We start from the raw sequence: 13,963 nt of genomic DNA on the forward strand, positions 1-13,963 counted from the left end.
CCTGACATGGATAAAGGCCGGGGCCCCAGAAAACGAACTCTCGAATTAGCATCTGTAGCAACAGCTCTGATTATCTGGGAGATTATTGCACGAATCATTAACGTAAAATATATACTTCCCAGCTTCACCAGCGTCGTATCAGCTTTCATTAAACTTGTTCAGGAAGGGGAACTGTACCGCGATATCCTGACAAGTCTCAATTATTTTGTGTTAGGTATCGGACTGGCCGTTCTTGTGGGCATACCCATAGGCACGCTCATGGGATGGTTTAAAAACGTTGACAGGGCAGTAGATCCAATTATTGAGATGATAAGGCCCATCCCGCCCCTGGCATGGATACCTTTTGCCATCCTGTGGTTCGGGCTCACCAAATACGCGGCCGGGTTCGTGATATTCATAGGAGCGGTATTCCCCATACTTATCAACACCTATACCGGGTTCAAGAATACACCCCGGGTGCTGGTGGAATCAGGAAAGGTACTGGGATGCACCAGTAATAAAGATATTATCTTCAGGATCGCATTACCTTTTGCCCTCCCTTCGATTGCCACGGGTATCAGGGTGGGTATGGGTGTGGGCTGGATGTGTGTTGTGGCCGCCGAACTTTTCGGGGTCAGTACTTATGGTATTGGCTGGAAGATATGGCACTGGAATGATTTACATCACATGGACCTGGTACTTACCTACATGCTTGTCCTTGGACTGATCGCCCTCCTCATCGATAGAGTGTTTCGATATCTTGTACAGGAATGGTGGCTTCGATGGCAATCCGGCGTGGTTGTCTGACCAGGAGATACAATGCTTTCAATACATAACATCAATAAGATATACCACACTGAAGAGGGGGATGAAGTCCCTGCACTTTCAGGTATTAACCTTGAGATGAAAGATAAAGAATTTGTCTGCTTTATCGGACCATCAGGATGTGGAAAGACCACATTGCTCAGGATCATAGCAGGACTGGAAAAGCCGGACGCCGGCACGATTACCGTACACGGCGAGCCAATAAACGGACCCGGGCCTGACCGGGGAATGGTGTTCCAGGAATATTCATTGTTCCCGTGGAGAACGGTGCTAAAAAACATTACATTTAGCCTTGAATTGAAGAAAATTCCGAAAGTTCAGCGGGAGGATACTGCCAGGCAGTATCTGGAACTGGTTGGCCTGGCAAAGTTCGCTGACAGTTATCCTCATGAACTGAGCGGCGGAATGAAACAGCGGGTTGCAATTGCCAGGGCACTGGTCAATGACCCAAAAGTGCTGTTAATGGACGAACCCTTTGGTGCAGTAGATGCACAGACCCGCAACAGACTCCAGCAGGAACTACTGAAGATCTGGGAACGGGACAAAAAGACGTTATTATTCATTACCCACAGTGTAGATGAGGCAGTATACCTGGCAGATAGGGTGGTTGTATTTACATCACCACCGGGTAGGATCAAAGAGATATTCAATGTAGAACTGCCAAGGCCTCGTGACAGGACCAGCGTTGAAGCAAATGTATTACGTGAACGCCTGTTATCTTCGCTTGGTGCTGAGATGAAAAATACAATAGAGTAATATAATGTTAAGGTAATATTTTAATATCTTTTATGTGAAAAATGGTGAAATTATGGAATTAACAGTTCAACCAATTAATATCAAAGTAGGCAAACATAAAGTTGTATTGAACATACTTGATGCAAAAGAACTTGGTGTAATGGCCGGTGATCGTGTGAAATTGAAAGACCACGGTTACATTACCGCAATTGTGGATACCACTGACGATATAATTCCCCAGGGTACTATCGGAATATATCATGAAATTATGGAACACATAAACGGCACCAACAGTCTTGAAATTACTCCCGCTACAAAACCTGCTTCTGTGAGTACCATAAAACACATTATGGACGGTGGAAAATACACAAGGGAAGATATGTATGACCTGGTGAATGATATTGTAAAAGAGAATCTCAGCGACATTGAGATGACTGCATTTATTACAGCTTCACATATGAACTGCCTGCCTGCCGAGCAGACTGAATGGCTGACCAGGGCAATGATAGATACCGGGGAGAAACTTGAGTTCGATACCCATCCCATCATGGACAAGCACAGTATCGGTGGAGTACCTGGGAACAAAATATCACTGCTCATCGTACCTATCGTTGCAGCAGCGGGATTGCTCATACCAAAGACCAGCAGCCGGGCCATTACAGGTGCCGGCGGCACAGCAGACCTTATGGAAATACTTGCGCCTGTTGCTTTCAAAGGAGACGAGATCAAATCAATGACTGAAAAGGTCGGTGGTGTCATAGTATGGGGCGGAGCCACCAATATTGCACCAGCAGACGATAAGCTCATAAGAGTGGAATACCCGTTGTCACTGGACCCGAGTTGCCAGCTCCTGGCAAGCATCATGGCTAAAAAAGGCGCCGTGGGCGCGGATTGCGTGGTCATCGACATCCCGACCGGTTCTGGTACCAAGATACCTGACGCAGAACAGGGCAGGGCAATGGCACGCGGCCTCATTGATCTGGGAGCAAGGTTGGGAATGCAGGTGGAATGCGCTATGACCTATGGCGCATCCCCAATTGGCAGGACTGTGGGCGGAGGACTGGAAGTGGTAGAGGCCCTTAAAGTGCTTGAATCCATGGAAGGCCCAAACAGCCTCATCCAGAAGAGTGTTGGTCTTGCCGGACTGATGCTTGAGATGGGCGGGGCGGCAAGCAGGGGCGATGGCAGGAATATGGCTTATGAAATATTGAAGTCAGGAAAGGCTCTGGAAAAAATGCGAGAGATAATTGAGATACAGGGTGGAAATCCTGGTATAACTTCAGGTGATATTCCCATAGGGGATAAGACCGCCCAGATATTTGCACCTGCTGATGGGTATATCGTTGAGTTCCATAACAAACGCATTGTAGAGATCGCAAGACTGGCAGGCGCACCCAAGGATAAAGGAGCCGGTGTGCTGATACATAAGAAGAAGGGCGAGACCGTAAAGAAGGATGACCCTATACTAACGATATTTTCAGAAAAAGAATGGAAATTAACCAACGCCATTAACAGCGCCAAAAAGGATTATCCCATAATTGTGGAAGGAATGTTGCTGGAGACCGTGCGTGGACAACGGGAATTGTAGTTCAGGCTTCCAGGTATTCTTCCTTTTTCCTGGAATGCTGTTTGACAAGGTCTTTTTCCAGTTTGAATGAGTAAAAGAAGACCATTGAACCCTCTGGTACATCATCCCAAAGACTCGAATCCACACAACCCTCTCCAAACTCCTCTACTAGACCTTCATAGGTGGCCGCTTCTATCTTATCGATGTTTATTGCAAAATCTTCCAGCCGCTTGGCCTGGTTGTTCTTTACCCGGTAAACGCCTTTATTGTAGAATTTCGAAGACACAAAGGTACAGGTACCGTTCTCAAGTACCTCGTCAATCCTGAAAGGGTCCAGATCTATGGTATTTCCGACTCTGGATATGTCAAGCTTTTCTTGCATGTTGTTACCACCAAAAAGATTAAACCTACTACTGCTTAGTATTTCTATTGTAATATAGTCTATTTAAAACATGCGTTTAATGAGAACAAATAGGTTTAATATCTTTACCAGATATATTCTTTCATTGAATTGCTTGCACGATTCAAGGTGAGATTTTATGAGTGAAAGAAAATATTTGATTGAATCCAGGCGCTATACGGGTGATAACGGTAAAATGAAATATGATAGCTGGATCACTTCAGCCAACGTCATAGAAGTTAAACATGAGGAGCAGTACATCGTGTTCTTCCCACTGGAAGGAGAGGAAGCAGGTAAAAAACACTACTTACCATTCTCAAATATCCATATAGTGCGCGAAATATAGACGCAATAATAGGCGGGGTCAATATCTCTCCAGATGAAAAAGTCCCTGACAACATTACCCTGATACTTCTAACCTGACAGACTCGTTGGGTCTGGTATACCAGGGCAGAGCAGCCAGTGCACCTATAACACCGTTGCCATCAAGCCATATCTTGACATGCTTTAATCCGGCTGTTTTCAGGGCATATTCCTTCGTGAGTATCCCTGTCCTGCATTCCCTGCTGTAATCCTCAAGTTGTGATGCATCGAAATCGTCCAGTACCACCATGCCGGTCTCGCTGGAGACACTATACTGTTCCAGGGCAGATTTGATATCTGTGAACAAGGACTGTTTAGAATCATTATCAATGCAGGCGAATTCCAACACGGTTGATACACAGTTCTGGGTCTTTGCCGGAACCGGGAACAGTTGCACCAGGGCATGTGATAGGTATTTTGCCTCAACACGGTCAATAGCTGATGCAATGTTATGGGCCATGGACCAGGTAGCACCTTCTTCTTTATTATCAGTATCGTCAATACCCACCAGCACCCGCTCATACCTTGGAACGGTAATGGTACCCTTTGCAGCCCTTCCACCGCCTGACTCGGATATTTCCGAGCGCAGTACACCCTTACTCCTGGCGCGGCATACAGTAGCGCCTACACCTCCGCCGCCCAGCCCCGCATAGGTAATAGCAACTTCATTGCCAGATACTTTTACCGATTCTATGCCCGCGGCAGCTACCGAAGCTTCAAGTTTGAGCGGCTCGGTCCCGGTCCTGGTGCGATAGCGTATCGTATTACCCACTGATATTACCTTGTCAATCAGGGGACTGCTTGCATAGTGGTGCATTGTCCAGGCCGAGCCCCCGTAGCAATTTGATTGCTCGATGATATCGACATGCCTGTTCTCGCGGTCACATATTGCATATATTCCGGCGTAGGTCACAGTATATGGGTCATTAAGGTTCATTTGCGCTGCTCCGGACTTCAAATCCTCATCCATACCGCACCTTCAATCCATTCTCACTCCATTCAAACACCGGTCCCCTGCGCTCAACCCCATCCATCCGCTCGCGCAACGCATGTGCCACAATAGGCAGCGCAATCGTAGCATCCACGAACACCTGCACTTTCCTGGCACCCCCGGCAATCTTACCCCAGGACACAGCTTCATCGAAAGTACACCCGGACAATCCTCCCCAGTGGGGTGCGTCCGTAGTATACTGGATGGCATAATCATGCCCCTCCACATCCCCGCCCATCAGGGATGCAATAACCTCGGTCTGCTGGATAAAGTTCTTGGGCACACCACCGCCAACATATATCACGCCCGTCTTTTTGGACTGTTCCACGATCTGCGTAATCTCATCCGCATCCTTAATCTGGTCTACTATTAACTCATGTCCCTGGCGGCGGGCATACACCAATCCAATGCCGATAGACGAATCCGTCAGAGCAGGTATGAATATTGGAACATTATGTTCATATGCACTCACAATAATGGAATCACTACGCCCACCGAGTTCCTTCACCCGGGCACCCAGAAGCGAAATAAATTCCCGGGATGAATATGTCCTCCCATTGTCAAGGGATGCACCGAAATTACCTATCAGCCTGTCAGCCTCCCTGAACTCCTCCTCAACAGCAAACACATCATGTATCCTGTCAATACCATGGCTGAACAGGGTCTCATCGTTCGCCAGGTGGGTGCCGATATAGTGTTTCCGGTTCAGGCTCTCGTGGATGTCGTGAAAGATATTGGCACCCGTAGAGACCAGACAGTCGATCATCCTGTGCTTTATAAGGTGAGTAATGATACCCCTCATACCGGCCGGAACCATAGCACCGGACAATCCCATCATTATTGTAACCTCATCCTCCTGTAACATATGGACCCATGCTTCCACTGATTCACCCAGTTTCCTGCCCTGGAATCCGGTCCTGGTCATAGCACGGGTTATTTCACTGATAGTCCTGTCTGTCACATCCATCGGGACAGTTGGGTGATGGGTAAATTGTTCTTTATTCATGGAATACGCGCCTAAAAATCAAGATATGTATAATCATTTATCTCATTTTTCATATTGTTCAGAATGCTTTTAGCTATCTGGGGATTCAACTCATCTTCGTCTACTGCCTTTTGTATGGATGATTCGATACTTTTCACCAGGCCCTGTCTGTTGAAATGGAGCATTTTCAAGACCGAACTTACATTATCACCTTTAATGATCTTCTTAATTTCCCATTCGTCTTCATCCTTAGCAACAATATGTACCTCATGCACAGCTCCGAACAGGTTATGGAGGTCACCGATAGCGTCCTGGTAGGCCCCGAGAAGAAGTACGGCTATATAATAGGGTTGTTTATCAAGTGAATGCAACTCCAGCATTTCCTTTACATCCATAACATCGGTGAACCGGTCTATCTCACCATCAGAATCACAGGTCATATCAAGTATAGTACCAATACACTCGGGCTGCATGTTCAATTTCTGTATGGGCACGATAGGGAATAGCTGATCTATGGCCCAGAAATCGGGCATGGACTGGAACAATGAAAAATTACCGATGTATTTCTTGGATAATAATTTTCTAACATAATCGAACTCTTCCGATTTATTCCCGGTCTGCTTGATGAATTTATGTATTTTCTGGCATATATTATAAAATAGTGTTTCTCCCTTAGCTTTCTCTGCCAGGTCCAACTGGCCCAGGTTGAACATATTGATAAGTTCTTCCTTAAACTCCAGACTGTCGTGGTAGTATTCGCGGTAGTTCTTCACGGTAATCTCATTAAAACAGCTCTGGAATTTCTTAATGACATTAGAATCGTCCTCGGCAACTTCAAAATCCACATTATGTATGATGGATTTCTCATACGCCAGATTGGTAATGAGCATGGAATGATAGACAGCCACTGCCCTCCCACTCTCTGATACAATGGTCGGGTGTTCAATGCCTTCCTCGTCACAAACCTCCTTGAGAGTGAACACCACATTATTGGTATATTCCTGCATGGCATAATTGGCACTGGCATCGGATGAGGTCTTGCTGCCATCATAATCAATACCAAGCCCCCCGCCAATATTAAAGTATTCCAGTTCAGGAGCCCGTTTCTTGACCTCGACATATATCCTTGAAGCTTCCATTACCGCATTTTGTATACGTCGAATATCTGTGATCTGGGAGCCAATATGAAAATGCAGCATCTTCAGGTTCTGTATCATGCCATTACTTTTCAGTTTCTCTACGGCACTGAGCAGTTCACCGGTAGTCAATCCGAACTTTGCAGATTCACCGCCCGATTCAACCCATTTGCCGCTCCCCCGTGAATATAACCGAATGCGAATACCCAAACAGGGATTGACACTGAGTTTTTTGGATTGCCTGATAATATCGTTTATCTCGTTCAACTGGTCTATCACCAGAATGATGTTCTTCCTGAAATGGGTAGCTTGCAGGGCTGTCCTGATATAATTCTTGTCCTTGTAACCGTTGCATACCAATAGCGATTCAGGGCTCAGTTTGAAGAACAGGCTCTCAATAAGTTCAGGCTTACTACCCGCTTCCAATCCATAATTGTATTTCCTGCCAACCCTGACTATCTCTTCCACTACATCCTTGCGCTGATTTACCTTTAAGGGAAATACACCTTTATAGGAGCCCTGGTACTGGAATTCATCAATTGAATGCTCAAATGAATGATATAATTCGCTTATACGGCTCTCAAGTATCTGGGGAAAACGAAACAGTATAGGAGGTTTTATCCGGTTCTTTTTAAGGTATTCCATCACTTCCAGGATCTCGACCTTATTCTTGCCTTTACCAGGTTTCACCAAAAGATTGCCTTTGCGGTTTATGTCAAAATATCCACTGCCCCAATTATCAATGCCGTATAGTTCTTTGGATTTTTCATTTTTCCAACCTGCTCCGTCATCGATATTCTTCATTTTTCTCATTTGACATTGTCACTTCCGGATATTAATAAATTTTAACATAAATAGGACTATTCATTTTAAGTTTTTCTGTGCAAATAGGCTTTTTAGGATAAAACTATTTCATCTATAACTATTGAAGGACTGGTATTATGATAAATGATGTGTTTTTCAGGTCAGTAAAAGATGTGGGAGCGAAAAACAGCCAACCAGAGCAAATAAGAGAATTGTTCCCTAAAATATCACCTGTCAATCAAGATGATATTGTGGCCATTAAGATACATCCTGGTGAATATGGCAATACCACCCACATAAGACCAGTGCTGGTACGCACGGTCGTTGACCTTGTCAGGGATGCGGGGGGCATTCCTTTTGTCACCGATACAACTACCCTGTACAAAGGTAGGAAACTTAATGCTGCAGAATTGATATGGGCGGCCGCGATGAACGGTTTTACCCAGGCCAGCATGAACGCACCGTTCATTGTGGCGGATGGATTGATGGGAGATGATGCTGTGAATATCGACATCGGGGGTTCACTATTGAAAGACATTACCGTTGCATCAGCTATCGCAAAAGCTGATTCCATGATAGTCCTATCTCATGCCAAAGGTCATCCCGGTTCAGGATTCGGGGGCGCTATTAAGAACCTGGGTATGGGTTGCCTGGATAAAGAAGGTAAGACCAGGGTCCATGAAGTAGGAAAACCGACTATTGATCCCGAGAAATGCATCGCCTGTGGCGAATGTATCGATATTTGTGCCTGGAAAGCCCTGGTATTGGGAGATACCCATGCCAGAGTGGACCATGAAATGTGCCGGGGCGAACTGGCATGTATGGGCTCTTGCCCGCAGGAAGCTATCATTGCTCCTGATGACGTGAATGTGAAGATGCAAAGGCTGCTGGGCGAGGCGGCACTTGGCCCTATCAAATGCCTGAATGGCAGGATAGGTTATATCAACTGGATATATGACCTGACCCCGGGGTGTGATTGCTTCAACTTCTCAGCGCCCAATTTTGTAGAAGACATAGGCATTACGGCGTCTACCAACCCTGTAGCTATAGATATGGCAACAATTGACCTCATCAATGAAACGATGGGACATCACGGCAGGAATATTACCGATGTGTGGGGTATCGACCCGATTGTACATCTCAGGTATGCCGAACAGATAGGTTGTGGAAAAATGGAATATTCCCTGTCAAAATAAAGCATTTACTTTTATAAGTAAGAATATAATGTAATTTTATGTTCGAATTTGTAATCGATATATCGTCAAAGGTCTTTGCTTCAATAGGTGCGGTAATTATTCTCTATGGTGGTGCCCTGGCAGCAATAAATACGTTAAAAATGGAGATAAGGAGAACTTCACTGAACTATCATGATGTGCGCAGGGATTTTACGCATAAGATTATTTTTGGACTGGATTTTCTCATTGCAGGTGATATCCTCAAAACCATCGTTGCCCCCACGCAGGATGAACTGATCCTGCTTGGTGCGATTGTTATTATCAGAACCATTTTGGGATATTTTTTGGGAAAGGAAGCTATCGAATTTGATCATTGATTCCTGAATCCCAATCAGTTATTTTGTTTTAAAATGAATCTAATATTAAGAAACGTAAGGACAACATTGGCAAAATTTTATATACCCACAAGACGTAAGAGAGTTTAAGATTTAAAGCTGTTTTGGTTCAAGGATTTATGGAAGTGTACGTCAATAACGTTTTTCCGTGTTTTTGCCAGAGTAGTCGATAATCAAATTTAAGGATGTGTAGTATGTTCGGAAATCAAGAATATAGTGCTCCGGTAAAAGCCGGGGAAACTTACGATGTGTCGATTGAAGATTTAGCAAGAGAAGGCGACGGTGTCGCTAAAGTTGAAGGTTTTATTATCTTCGTACCTGGAACAAAGGTCGGAGATGAAGTTACAATCAAAGTCAATAAAGTAATGCGAAAATTCGCTATTGCTGAAGTCGTAGACTAAGACTTTTCATTCAACTTTCTTAATAAATGGCTTTGGGTCTTGTAAAAAAGACCTGGGCCATTCAATAGTAATATGGGATTGATGTGGTGCGCAAACTACATTTTTTATAATTATGCCACCATGGCAAAATATATCCCAATAATATTTTTTTTCTTCATTTACATTTAACGTCTTCGTCTATTTTTCACCCGTCTGCGCACCAGTGAATTCGAAGCAATTATCTGTTCGAGCACAGCTTCAAACCCCTCATCCTGAGCCAGTGGTCTATCAAGATATACACCCGTAGTACCCACCTTTGCCCGCCTTTTCAGCACCCGTATCCTCTCATCCACGATTTGTTGCCCGATTCCTAACCTTTTTGCTACCATACCAGACGTTATGTCTGATAATGGCGTCTCTGCATGACCTTCAGCTATAGGCTCGATCAACATCAGCCGTTTATCCACACCAGGAACGCGGTTGTTATTAACATCTTCCAGGCCCTCAGCCCCGATCATACCTCCAAAGGCATAAAAATCCAGTTCCCTCTCAGTAGGTTGTGTCAAAGGGAAAGTAACCATTTCCTTTTGGGAAAGATGTACATGTGCCTTGACCAGGGCACCGGGTGTGGCCTGCACCAGTTTGCGACCCGTAATCCCCATATCATCCAGTGCCAGTTCTACTCTGAAGGATTGCACAACCCCTGGAATTATTATATCAATGTCACTACCGGTTGATACGTCACCCCGGGCAAGGCTGCCGTAAATAAAACACTCTAACCCGGCTCGTTCCAGTGCATCGAGTATACTTGCTGCCCGTCCCCTGAGTACCATTAACAGTTCCCAGTGTGATGTGTCGTAAATGATCTCACAGGGTTGCCCCATGGTAGCCGTCTTGTGCCTCATTCATGTACGAGATGTCATTCCACCCTAATAAAACACAAAGTCTAATAAATCAAACCTCAATAATATTATACATGAATACCAGCGCAATGACAATTGTACACCGGCAAAAACATTTATTCAGTCTCAAACCTCTTTTTGGAGATGTGAAAAGAACATGAAATTATTTGGCACCAATGGTGTTCGAGGAATCGCGAACAAGGAAATGACCGCTGATATGGCCCTGGCGTTGGGAAAGAGCCTTGGCACCTACATGCAACGACACAATTTGGGAATACGGGTAACAGTGGGCAGGGATACCCGCATCTCGGGTGATATGCTAAAGAGTGCAGCGATAGCAGGATTGTTATCAACCGGACTGGAAGTCACGGACGTTGGAGTGCTTCCCACTCCTGCACTTCAGTATTATGTGCGAAACCATGCAGATGCCGGCGTGATGATAACCGCCTCCCACAATCCCAGAGAATATAACGGGTTAAAGATCGTTGCAGGAGATGGGACAGAGTTCTCCCGCAGTGGTGAGGCAGAAGTGGAAGATATATATTTTTCACAAAAGTTCCATTCCGCAGTATGGGACCGGACGGGTACTTTTTCAAGGGATTCAACTGCTCTGGGAACATATATGGAGGCTATTACATCACTGGTGGATGGGGAAATGATACGCAATGCAAAACTAACCGTGGTGGTTGACCCTGGTTGCGGTGCCAGTTGTGAAGTGAGCCCTTTGTTACTGCGGCAGCTGGGATGCAAAGTCATTACGCTCAATGCCCAACCCGATGGCACATTTCCGGGGAGGGCACCTGAACCCACAAAAGACGCGTTGACTGACCTTATGAACATGGTCAAAGCTTCGGGCGCAGACCTTGGTGTTGCCCATGATGGGGATGCTGACAGGGTTGCTTTTGTGGATGAAATGGGTGAGTTCCTTGACGAAGAAGACCTGCTTGCCTTGATGGCAGGGCATGTGCTAAGCCACAAAAAAGGTAAAGTCGTTACCCCGGTCAGTTCTTCCCTGCAAATCAGGGACGTGACCGAATCCATGGGCGGAGAACTTATCTGGACAGCCGTGGGCAGTATCGATGTGGCACGTAAGATGATAGATACCGGGGCAGTTTTCGGCGGAGAGGGGAATGGTGGCCTGATATTCCCAGAATTCCAGTATTGCCGTGATGGTGCAATGACCGCTGCCAGGATGCTGGAAATACTAGCCGGGGGCAGGAAACTTTCAAAACTGAAGAGTGGATTGCCCGTGTATCATAACATAAAGACCAAAATACGGTGCAACAATCTGGAGGATGTCCTTCAAAAGGTTGCATGTGTCTTGAAAGAGCAGGACCTGGATGTGGATAATACTGACGGGTTGAAGGTATGGTATCCTGACGGATGGATACTTATCAGGCCAAGTGGTACAGAACCTATTATGCGGATATATGCAGAATCTAAATCTCCAGACCGTGCCAGGGAATTGATGGAATACGGAACCGGGTTGGTTGAAAAATATAATATATGAGAGAGGTAAAGTAAATGACACAAGGATGCCCCCATATCTCAGGTGTCTGGTGCAAACTGGACCCAAAGTTCTATAAGCCTAAACCAGATGAATTAAATACTTATTGTTCGAACAGCGACAATTACATAAACTGTCCAATTTATGAAAAATTCGCAAACATGGAAGGTTGTGCCTGTAGTTAACCACTATTAAGTTATGCTATGAACATACCAGAACCATAACACAATTAAACACAATTATGACCACTACAGGATATGCTACCGCTCTGGGTGCAGGAACAATAGTAAACGCCATTGCCACATGGAAAGGCTCAGCTTTCGGAATCGACCTTCACACCAGTGCAGAAGTGAAATTGAATAGCACTGACCGGATAAAAGGCATCATTAAAGGTGGCGGGAATCCCAAACTCATTGAGCGGTGTGTTCAACTGGTATTTGAGAAATTCAATTGCCAGGATGGCGCTACGGTTACGACTACAAGTGAGGTCCCTATTGCATCGGGCTTAAAAAGTAGCAGTGCTGCAGCCAATGCATCGGTGCTGGCAGCCCTGGATGCTATTGGTGAGAACATGGAACCTTTGGATGCAGCCCTTTTAGGAGTACAGGCTGCCAAAGATGCCGGGGTCACTATTACTGGTGCTTTTGATGATGCTGCAGCATCAATGCTTGGGGGTGTTGTTATTACCGATAACAGGGAATTATCCCTGATATCCAGGAACGTACTGGAATCTGAAGTTATTATCTATGCGCCACGAAAAAAAGCATACAGCTCAAGAACAGATGTGACAAGGTCCAGACTTGTTGCACCCTGGGTCGATATGGCTTATGGATTGTGTATTGAAGGGAAATATGAACAAGCGATGACACTTAACGGTTTTTTATACTGTAGTGCTCTCGGTTTTAGAACCGAACCCATGTTAATGGCACTCGAGGTAGGGGTTGAAGGTGCCAGTCTCTCTGGTACAGGACCGGCGTATACGGCGCTGGTACATGGGGAGACAGCTGACCGATTGGTAGATGTCTGGTCGGCACTTGATGGAAAGGTTATAAGGACAGAAGTAAACAATAAAGGTGCCCGGAAAGGAAGGTAGTGGTCAGCCATGACAAAACTCGTACAAATCAGGAATGACATCAAAGCCATCGATGAAGAGATAATAAAATTAATCGAAAAAAGGACCAACCTGGCAAAAGACGTGCTTGAAGCAAAGAAACATGAAAGCAAACCCATTAATGACGAATCACAGAACCAGGCGGTCATGGAAAGAGTTGCCAATATCGCAACTGAATGTGGACTTGATGCTGGAGAAGTAAAAAATATATTTAAAATACTCATAAAGATGAGTATCGAGCGCCAGCATGAGCTTAGTGGCGAAGGTAATTTACCTTAAAAAATTGGGGATAAGGCATTATTGAATTAGAAACTGTATAAGGTCCTTATCAAGCCCGGTATCATTTTGGAGTTTATCAACTATCTTCTCTTCCGGTAAACCCTCATTACGCATGGTTTTTACTTTTTCAAAAAATACCGGATTTACTTCATAGTATTCATTGATATCTTTCCGGTGGCCCCATACATCGCCTTCAAGCAGGGATATTTGTTTCATTTCAAGGAACATTCGGGTCGATTCCGATACCGTTTTCATGAACGAACCTGCTATATGGATGGCCTTGAGATTGGAACACTTATTTGCCAGTACCATTATATCCTTATTGGATGGTCTAAAAGTAAGATGAATCATTTCTTCTTTTTCATCCAGTGTGTCAATTTCATCCTTTGAACTAACTACTCGAATCTTCATTTTATTCACATTTATTTA

At 45.0% G+C, this 13,963-nt stretch carries 16 protein-coding genes; 10 read left to right on the forward strand and 6 right to left on the reverse strand.

Annotated elements, in window-relative coordinates:
* Positions 1-6 precede the first annotated feature (6 nt).
* The 3 genes from K0A89_04810 to K0A89_04820 are packed head-to-tail and all read left to right on the forward strand — an operon-like array spanning position 7 to position 3,127.
* Positions 7-786, forward strand: a complete 780-nt coding sequence (locus K0A89_04810; GenBank protein MBW6517804.1) for an ABC transporter permease — start codon at positions 7-9, stop codon at positions 784-786.
* A gap of 12 nt (positions 787-798) precedes the next feature.
* Positions 799-1,560, forward strand: coding sequence for an ABC transporter ATP-binding protein (locus K0A89_04815; GenBank protein ID MBW6517805.1), 762 nt, complete (start codon positions 799-801; stop codon positions 1,558-1,560).
* A gap of 52 nt (positions 1,561-1,612) precedes the next feature.
* Complete coding sequence (locus K0A89_04820; GenBank protein ID MBW6517806.1) at positions 1,613-3,127, forward strand: AMP phosphorylase; 1,515 nt, start codon at positions 1,613-1,615, stop codon at positions 3,125-3,127.
* A 1-nt stretch (position 3,128) separates the two neighbouring features.
* Here K0A89_04820 and K0A89_04825 read toward each other — a convergent pair whose 3' ends face one another.
* Positions 3,129-3,488, reverse strand: a complete 360-nt coding sequence (locus K0A89_04825; protein MBW6517807.1) for a hypothetical protein — start codon at positions 3,486-3,488, stop codon at positions 3,129-3,131.
* Positions 3,489-3,645: 157 nt separating this feature from the next.
* Here K0A89_04825 and K0A89_04830 point away from each other — a divergent pair, with 157 nt between their 5' ends.
* On the forward strand, positions 3,646-3,852 hold the full coding sequence (locus K0A89_04830) for a hypothetical protein (protein ID MBW6517808.1): 207 nt from the start codon (positions 3,646-3,648) through the stop codon (positions 3,850-3,852).
* Positions 3,853-3,906: 54 nt separating this feature from the next.
* On the opposite strand, the gene K0A89_04835 is transcribed toward K0A89_04830, so the two are convergent.
* The 3 genes from K0A89_04835 to speA are packed head-to-tail and all read right to left on the reverse strand — an operon-like array spanning position 3,907 to position 7,794.
* Positions 3,907-4,839, reverse strand: coding sequence for a DUF1743 domain-containing protein (locus K0A89_04835; protein ID MBW6517809.1), 933 nt, complete (start codon positions 4,837-4,839; stop codon positions 3,907-3,909).
* Positions 4,832-5,866 carry a deoxyhypusine synthase gene (locus K0A89_04840; protein ID MBW6517810.1) on the reverse strand — a complete coding sequence of 345 codons (1,035 nt, stop codon included), beginning with the start codon at positions 5,864-5,866 and terminating at the stop codon, positions 4,832-4,834. Before K0A89_04840 ends, K0A89_04835 begins: the two co-directional genes overlap by 8 nt.
* An 11-nt stretch (positions 5,867-5,877) precedes the next feature.
* Positions 5,878-7,794 carry a biosynthetic arginine decarboxylase gene (gene speA, locus K0A89_04845; GenBank protein ID MBW6517811.1) on the reverse strand — a complete coding sequence of 639 codons (1,917 nt, stop codon included), beginning with the start codon at positions 7,792-7,794 and terminating at the stop codon, positions 5,878-5,880.
* A 131-nt stretch (positions 7,795-7,925) separates the two neighbouring features.
* Here speA and K0A89_04850 point away from each other — a divergent pair, with 131 nt between their 5' ends.
* The 3 genes from K0A89_04850 (at position 7,926) to K0A89_04860 (ending at position 9,756) form a co-directional block, all read left to right on the forward strand.
* Complete coding sequence (locus tag K0A89_04850; protein MBW6517812.1) at positions 7,926-8,981, forward strand: DUF362 domain-containing protein; 1,056 nt, start codon at positions 7,926-7,928, stop codon at positions 8,979-8,981.
* 38 nt (positions 8,982-9,019) lie between these two features.
* Positions 9,020-9,337: a DUF1622 domain-containing protein gene (locus tag K0A89_04855; GenBank protein ID MBW6517813.1), complete on the forward strand. Its 318-nt coding sequence runs from the start codon at positions 9,020-9,022 to the stop codon at positions 9,335-9,337.
* A 212-nt stretch (positions 9,338-9,549) separates the two neighbouring features.
* A complete protein-coding gene (locus tag K0A89_04860) occupies positions 9,550-9,756 on the forward strand; it encodes a TRAM domain-containing protein (GenBank protein ID MBW6517814.1) in 207 nt (68 codons plus the stop codon).
* Between the two features lie 164 nt (positions 9,757-9,920).
* Here the strand turns inward: K0A89_04860 and K0A89_04865 are convergent, their stop codons facing one another.
* On the reverse strand, positions 9,921-10,640 hold the full coding sequence (locus tag K0A89_04865) for a nucleotidyltransferase domain-containing protein (protein ID MBW6517815.1): 720 nt from the start codon (positions 10,638-10,640) through the stop codon (positions 9,921-9,923).
* A gap of 154 nt (positions 10,641-10,794) precedes the next feature.
* Here K0A89_04865 and glmM point away from each other — a divergent pair, with 154 nt between their 5' ends.
* The 3 genes from glmM (at position 10,795) to K0A89_04880 (ending at position 13,534) form a co-directional block, all read left to right on the forward strand.
* Positions 10,795-12,147, forward strand: coding sequence for a phosphoglucosamine mutase (glmM, locus tag K0A89_04870; GenBank protein MBW6517816.1), 1,353 nt, complete (start codon positions 10,795-10,797; stop codon positions 12,145-12,147).
* Between the two features lie 238 nt (positions 12,148-12,385).
* Positions 12,386-13,237 carry a shikimate kinase gene (locus K0A89_04875; GenBank protein ID MBW6517817.1) on the forward strand — a complete coding sequence of 284 codons (852 nt, stop codon included), beginning with the start codon at positions 12,386-12,388 and terminating at the stop codon, positions 13,235-13,237.
* Positions 13,238-13,246: 9 nt separating this feature from the next.
* Positions 13,247-13,534, forward strand: a complete 288-nt coding sequence (locus K0A89_04880) for a chorismate mutase (protein ID MBW6517818.1) — start codon at positions 13,247-13,249, stop codon at positions 13,532-13,534.
* An 18-nt stretch (positions 13,535-13,552) separates the two neighbouring features.
* Here K0A89_04880 and K0A89_04885 read toward each other — a convergent pair whose 3' ends face one another.
* A complete protein-coding gene (locus K0A89_04885) occupies positions 13,553-13,945 on the reverse strand; it encodes a DUF1699 family protein (GenBank protein MBW6517819.1) in 393 nt (130 codons plus the stop codon).
* Positions 13,946-13,963: the final 18 nt, after the last annotated feature.

The organism is ANME-2 cluster archaeon (assembly GCA_019429385.1).
In the GTDB taxonomy this organism is placed as follows: domain Archaea; phylum Halobacteriota; class Methanosarcinia; order Methanosarcinales; family Methanocomedenaceae; genus Methanocomedens_B.

What these genes read in the sequence shown, in the direction of transcription:
- K0A89_04810 (MBW6517804.1), top strand. Translation starts at nt 7, where the DNA reads ATGGATAAAGGCCGGGGCCCCAGAAAACGAACTCTCGAATTAGCATCT.
- K0A89_04865 (MBW6517815.1), bottom strand. Translation starts at nt 10,640, where the DNA reads ATGAGGCACAAGACGGCTACCATGGGGCAACCCTGTGAGATCATTTAC.
- K0A89_04860 (MBW6517814.1), top strand. Translation starts at nt 9,550, where the DNA reads ATGTTCGGAAATCAAGAATATAGTGCTCCGGTAAAAGCCGGGGAAACT.
- K0A89_04815 (MBW6517805.1), top strand. Translation starts at nt 799, where the DNA reads ATGCTTTCAATACATAACATCAATAAGATATACCACACTGAAGAGGGG.
- K0A89_04840 (MBW6517810.1), bottom strand. Translation starts at nt 5,866, where the DNA reads ATGAATAAAGAACAATTTACCCATCACCCAACTGTCCCGATGGATGTG.
- K0A89_04880 (MBW6517818.1), top strand. Translation starts at nt 13,247, where the DNA reads ATGACAAAACTCGTACAAATCAGGAATGACATCAAAGCCATCGATGAA.
- glmM (MBW6517816.1), top strand. Translation starts at nt 10,795, where the DNA reads ATGAAATTATTTGGCACCAATGGTGTTCGAGGAATCGCGAACAAGGAA.
- K0A89_04835 (MBW6517809.1), bottom strand. Translation starts at nt 4,839, where the DNA reads ATGGATGAGGATTTGAAGTCCGGAGCAGCGCAAATGAACCTTAATGAC.
- K0A89_04820 (MBW6517806.1), top strand. Translation starts at nt 1,613, where the DNA reads ATGGAATTAACAGTTCAACCAATTAATATCAAAGTAGGCAAACATAAA.
- speA (MBW6517811.1), bottom strand. Translation starts at nt 7,794, where the DNA reads ATGAGAAAAATGAAGAATATCGATGACGGAGCAGGTTGGAAAAATGAA.
- K0A89_04825 (MBW6517807.1), bottom strand. Translation starts at nt 3,488, where the DNA reads ATGCAAGAAAAGCTTGACATATCCAGAGTCGGAAATACCATAGATCTG.
- K0A89_04885 (MBW6517819.1), bottom strand. Translation starts at nt 13,945, where the DNA reads ATGAAGATTCGAGTAGTTAGTTCAAAGGATGAAATTGACACACTGGAT.
- K0A89_04875 (MBW6517817.1), top strand. Translation starts at nt 12,386, where the DNA reads ATGACCACTACAGGATATGCTACCGCTCTGGGTGCAGGAACAATAGTA.
- K0A89_04830 (MBW6517808.1), top strand. Translation starts at nt 3,646, where the DNA reads ATGAGTGAAAGAAAATATTTGATTGAATCCAGGCGCTATACGGGTGAT.
- K0A89_04855 (MBW6517813.1), top strand. Translation starts at nt 9,020, where the DNA reads ATGTTCGAATTTGTAATCGATATATCGTCAAAGGTCTTTGCTTCAATA.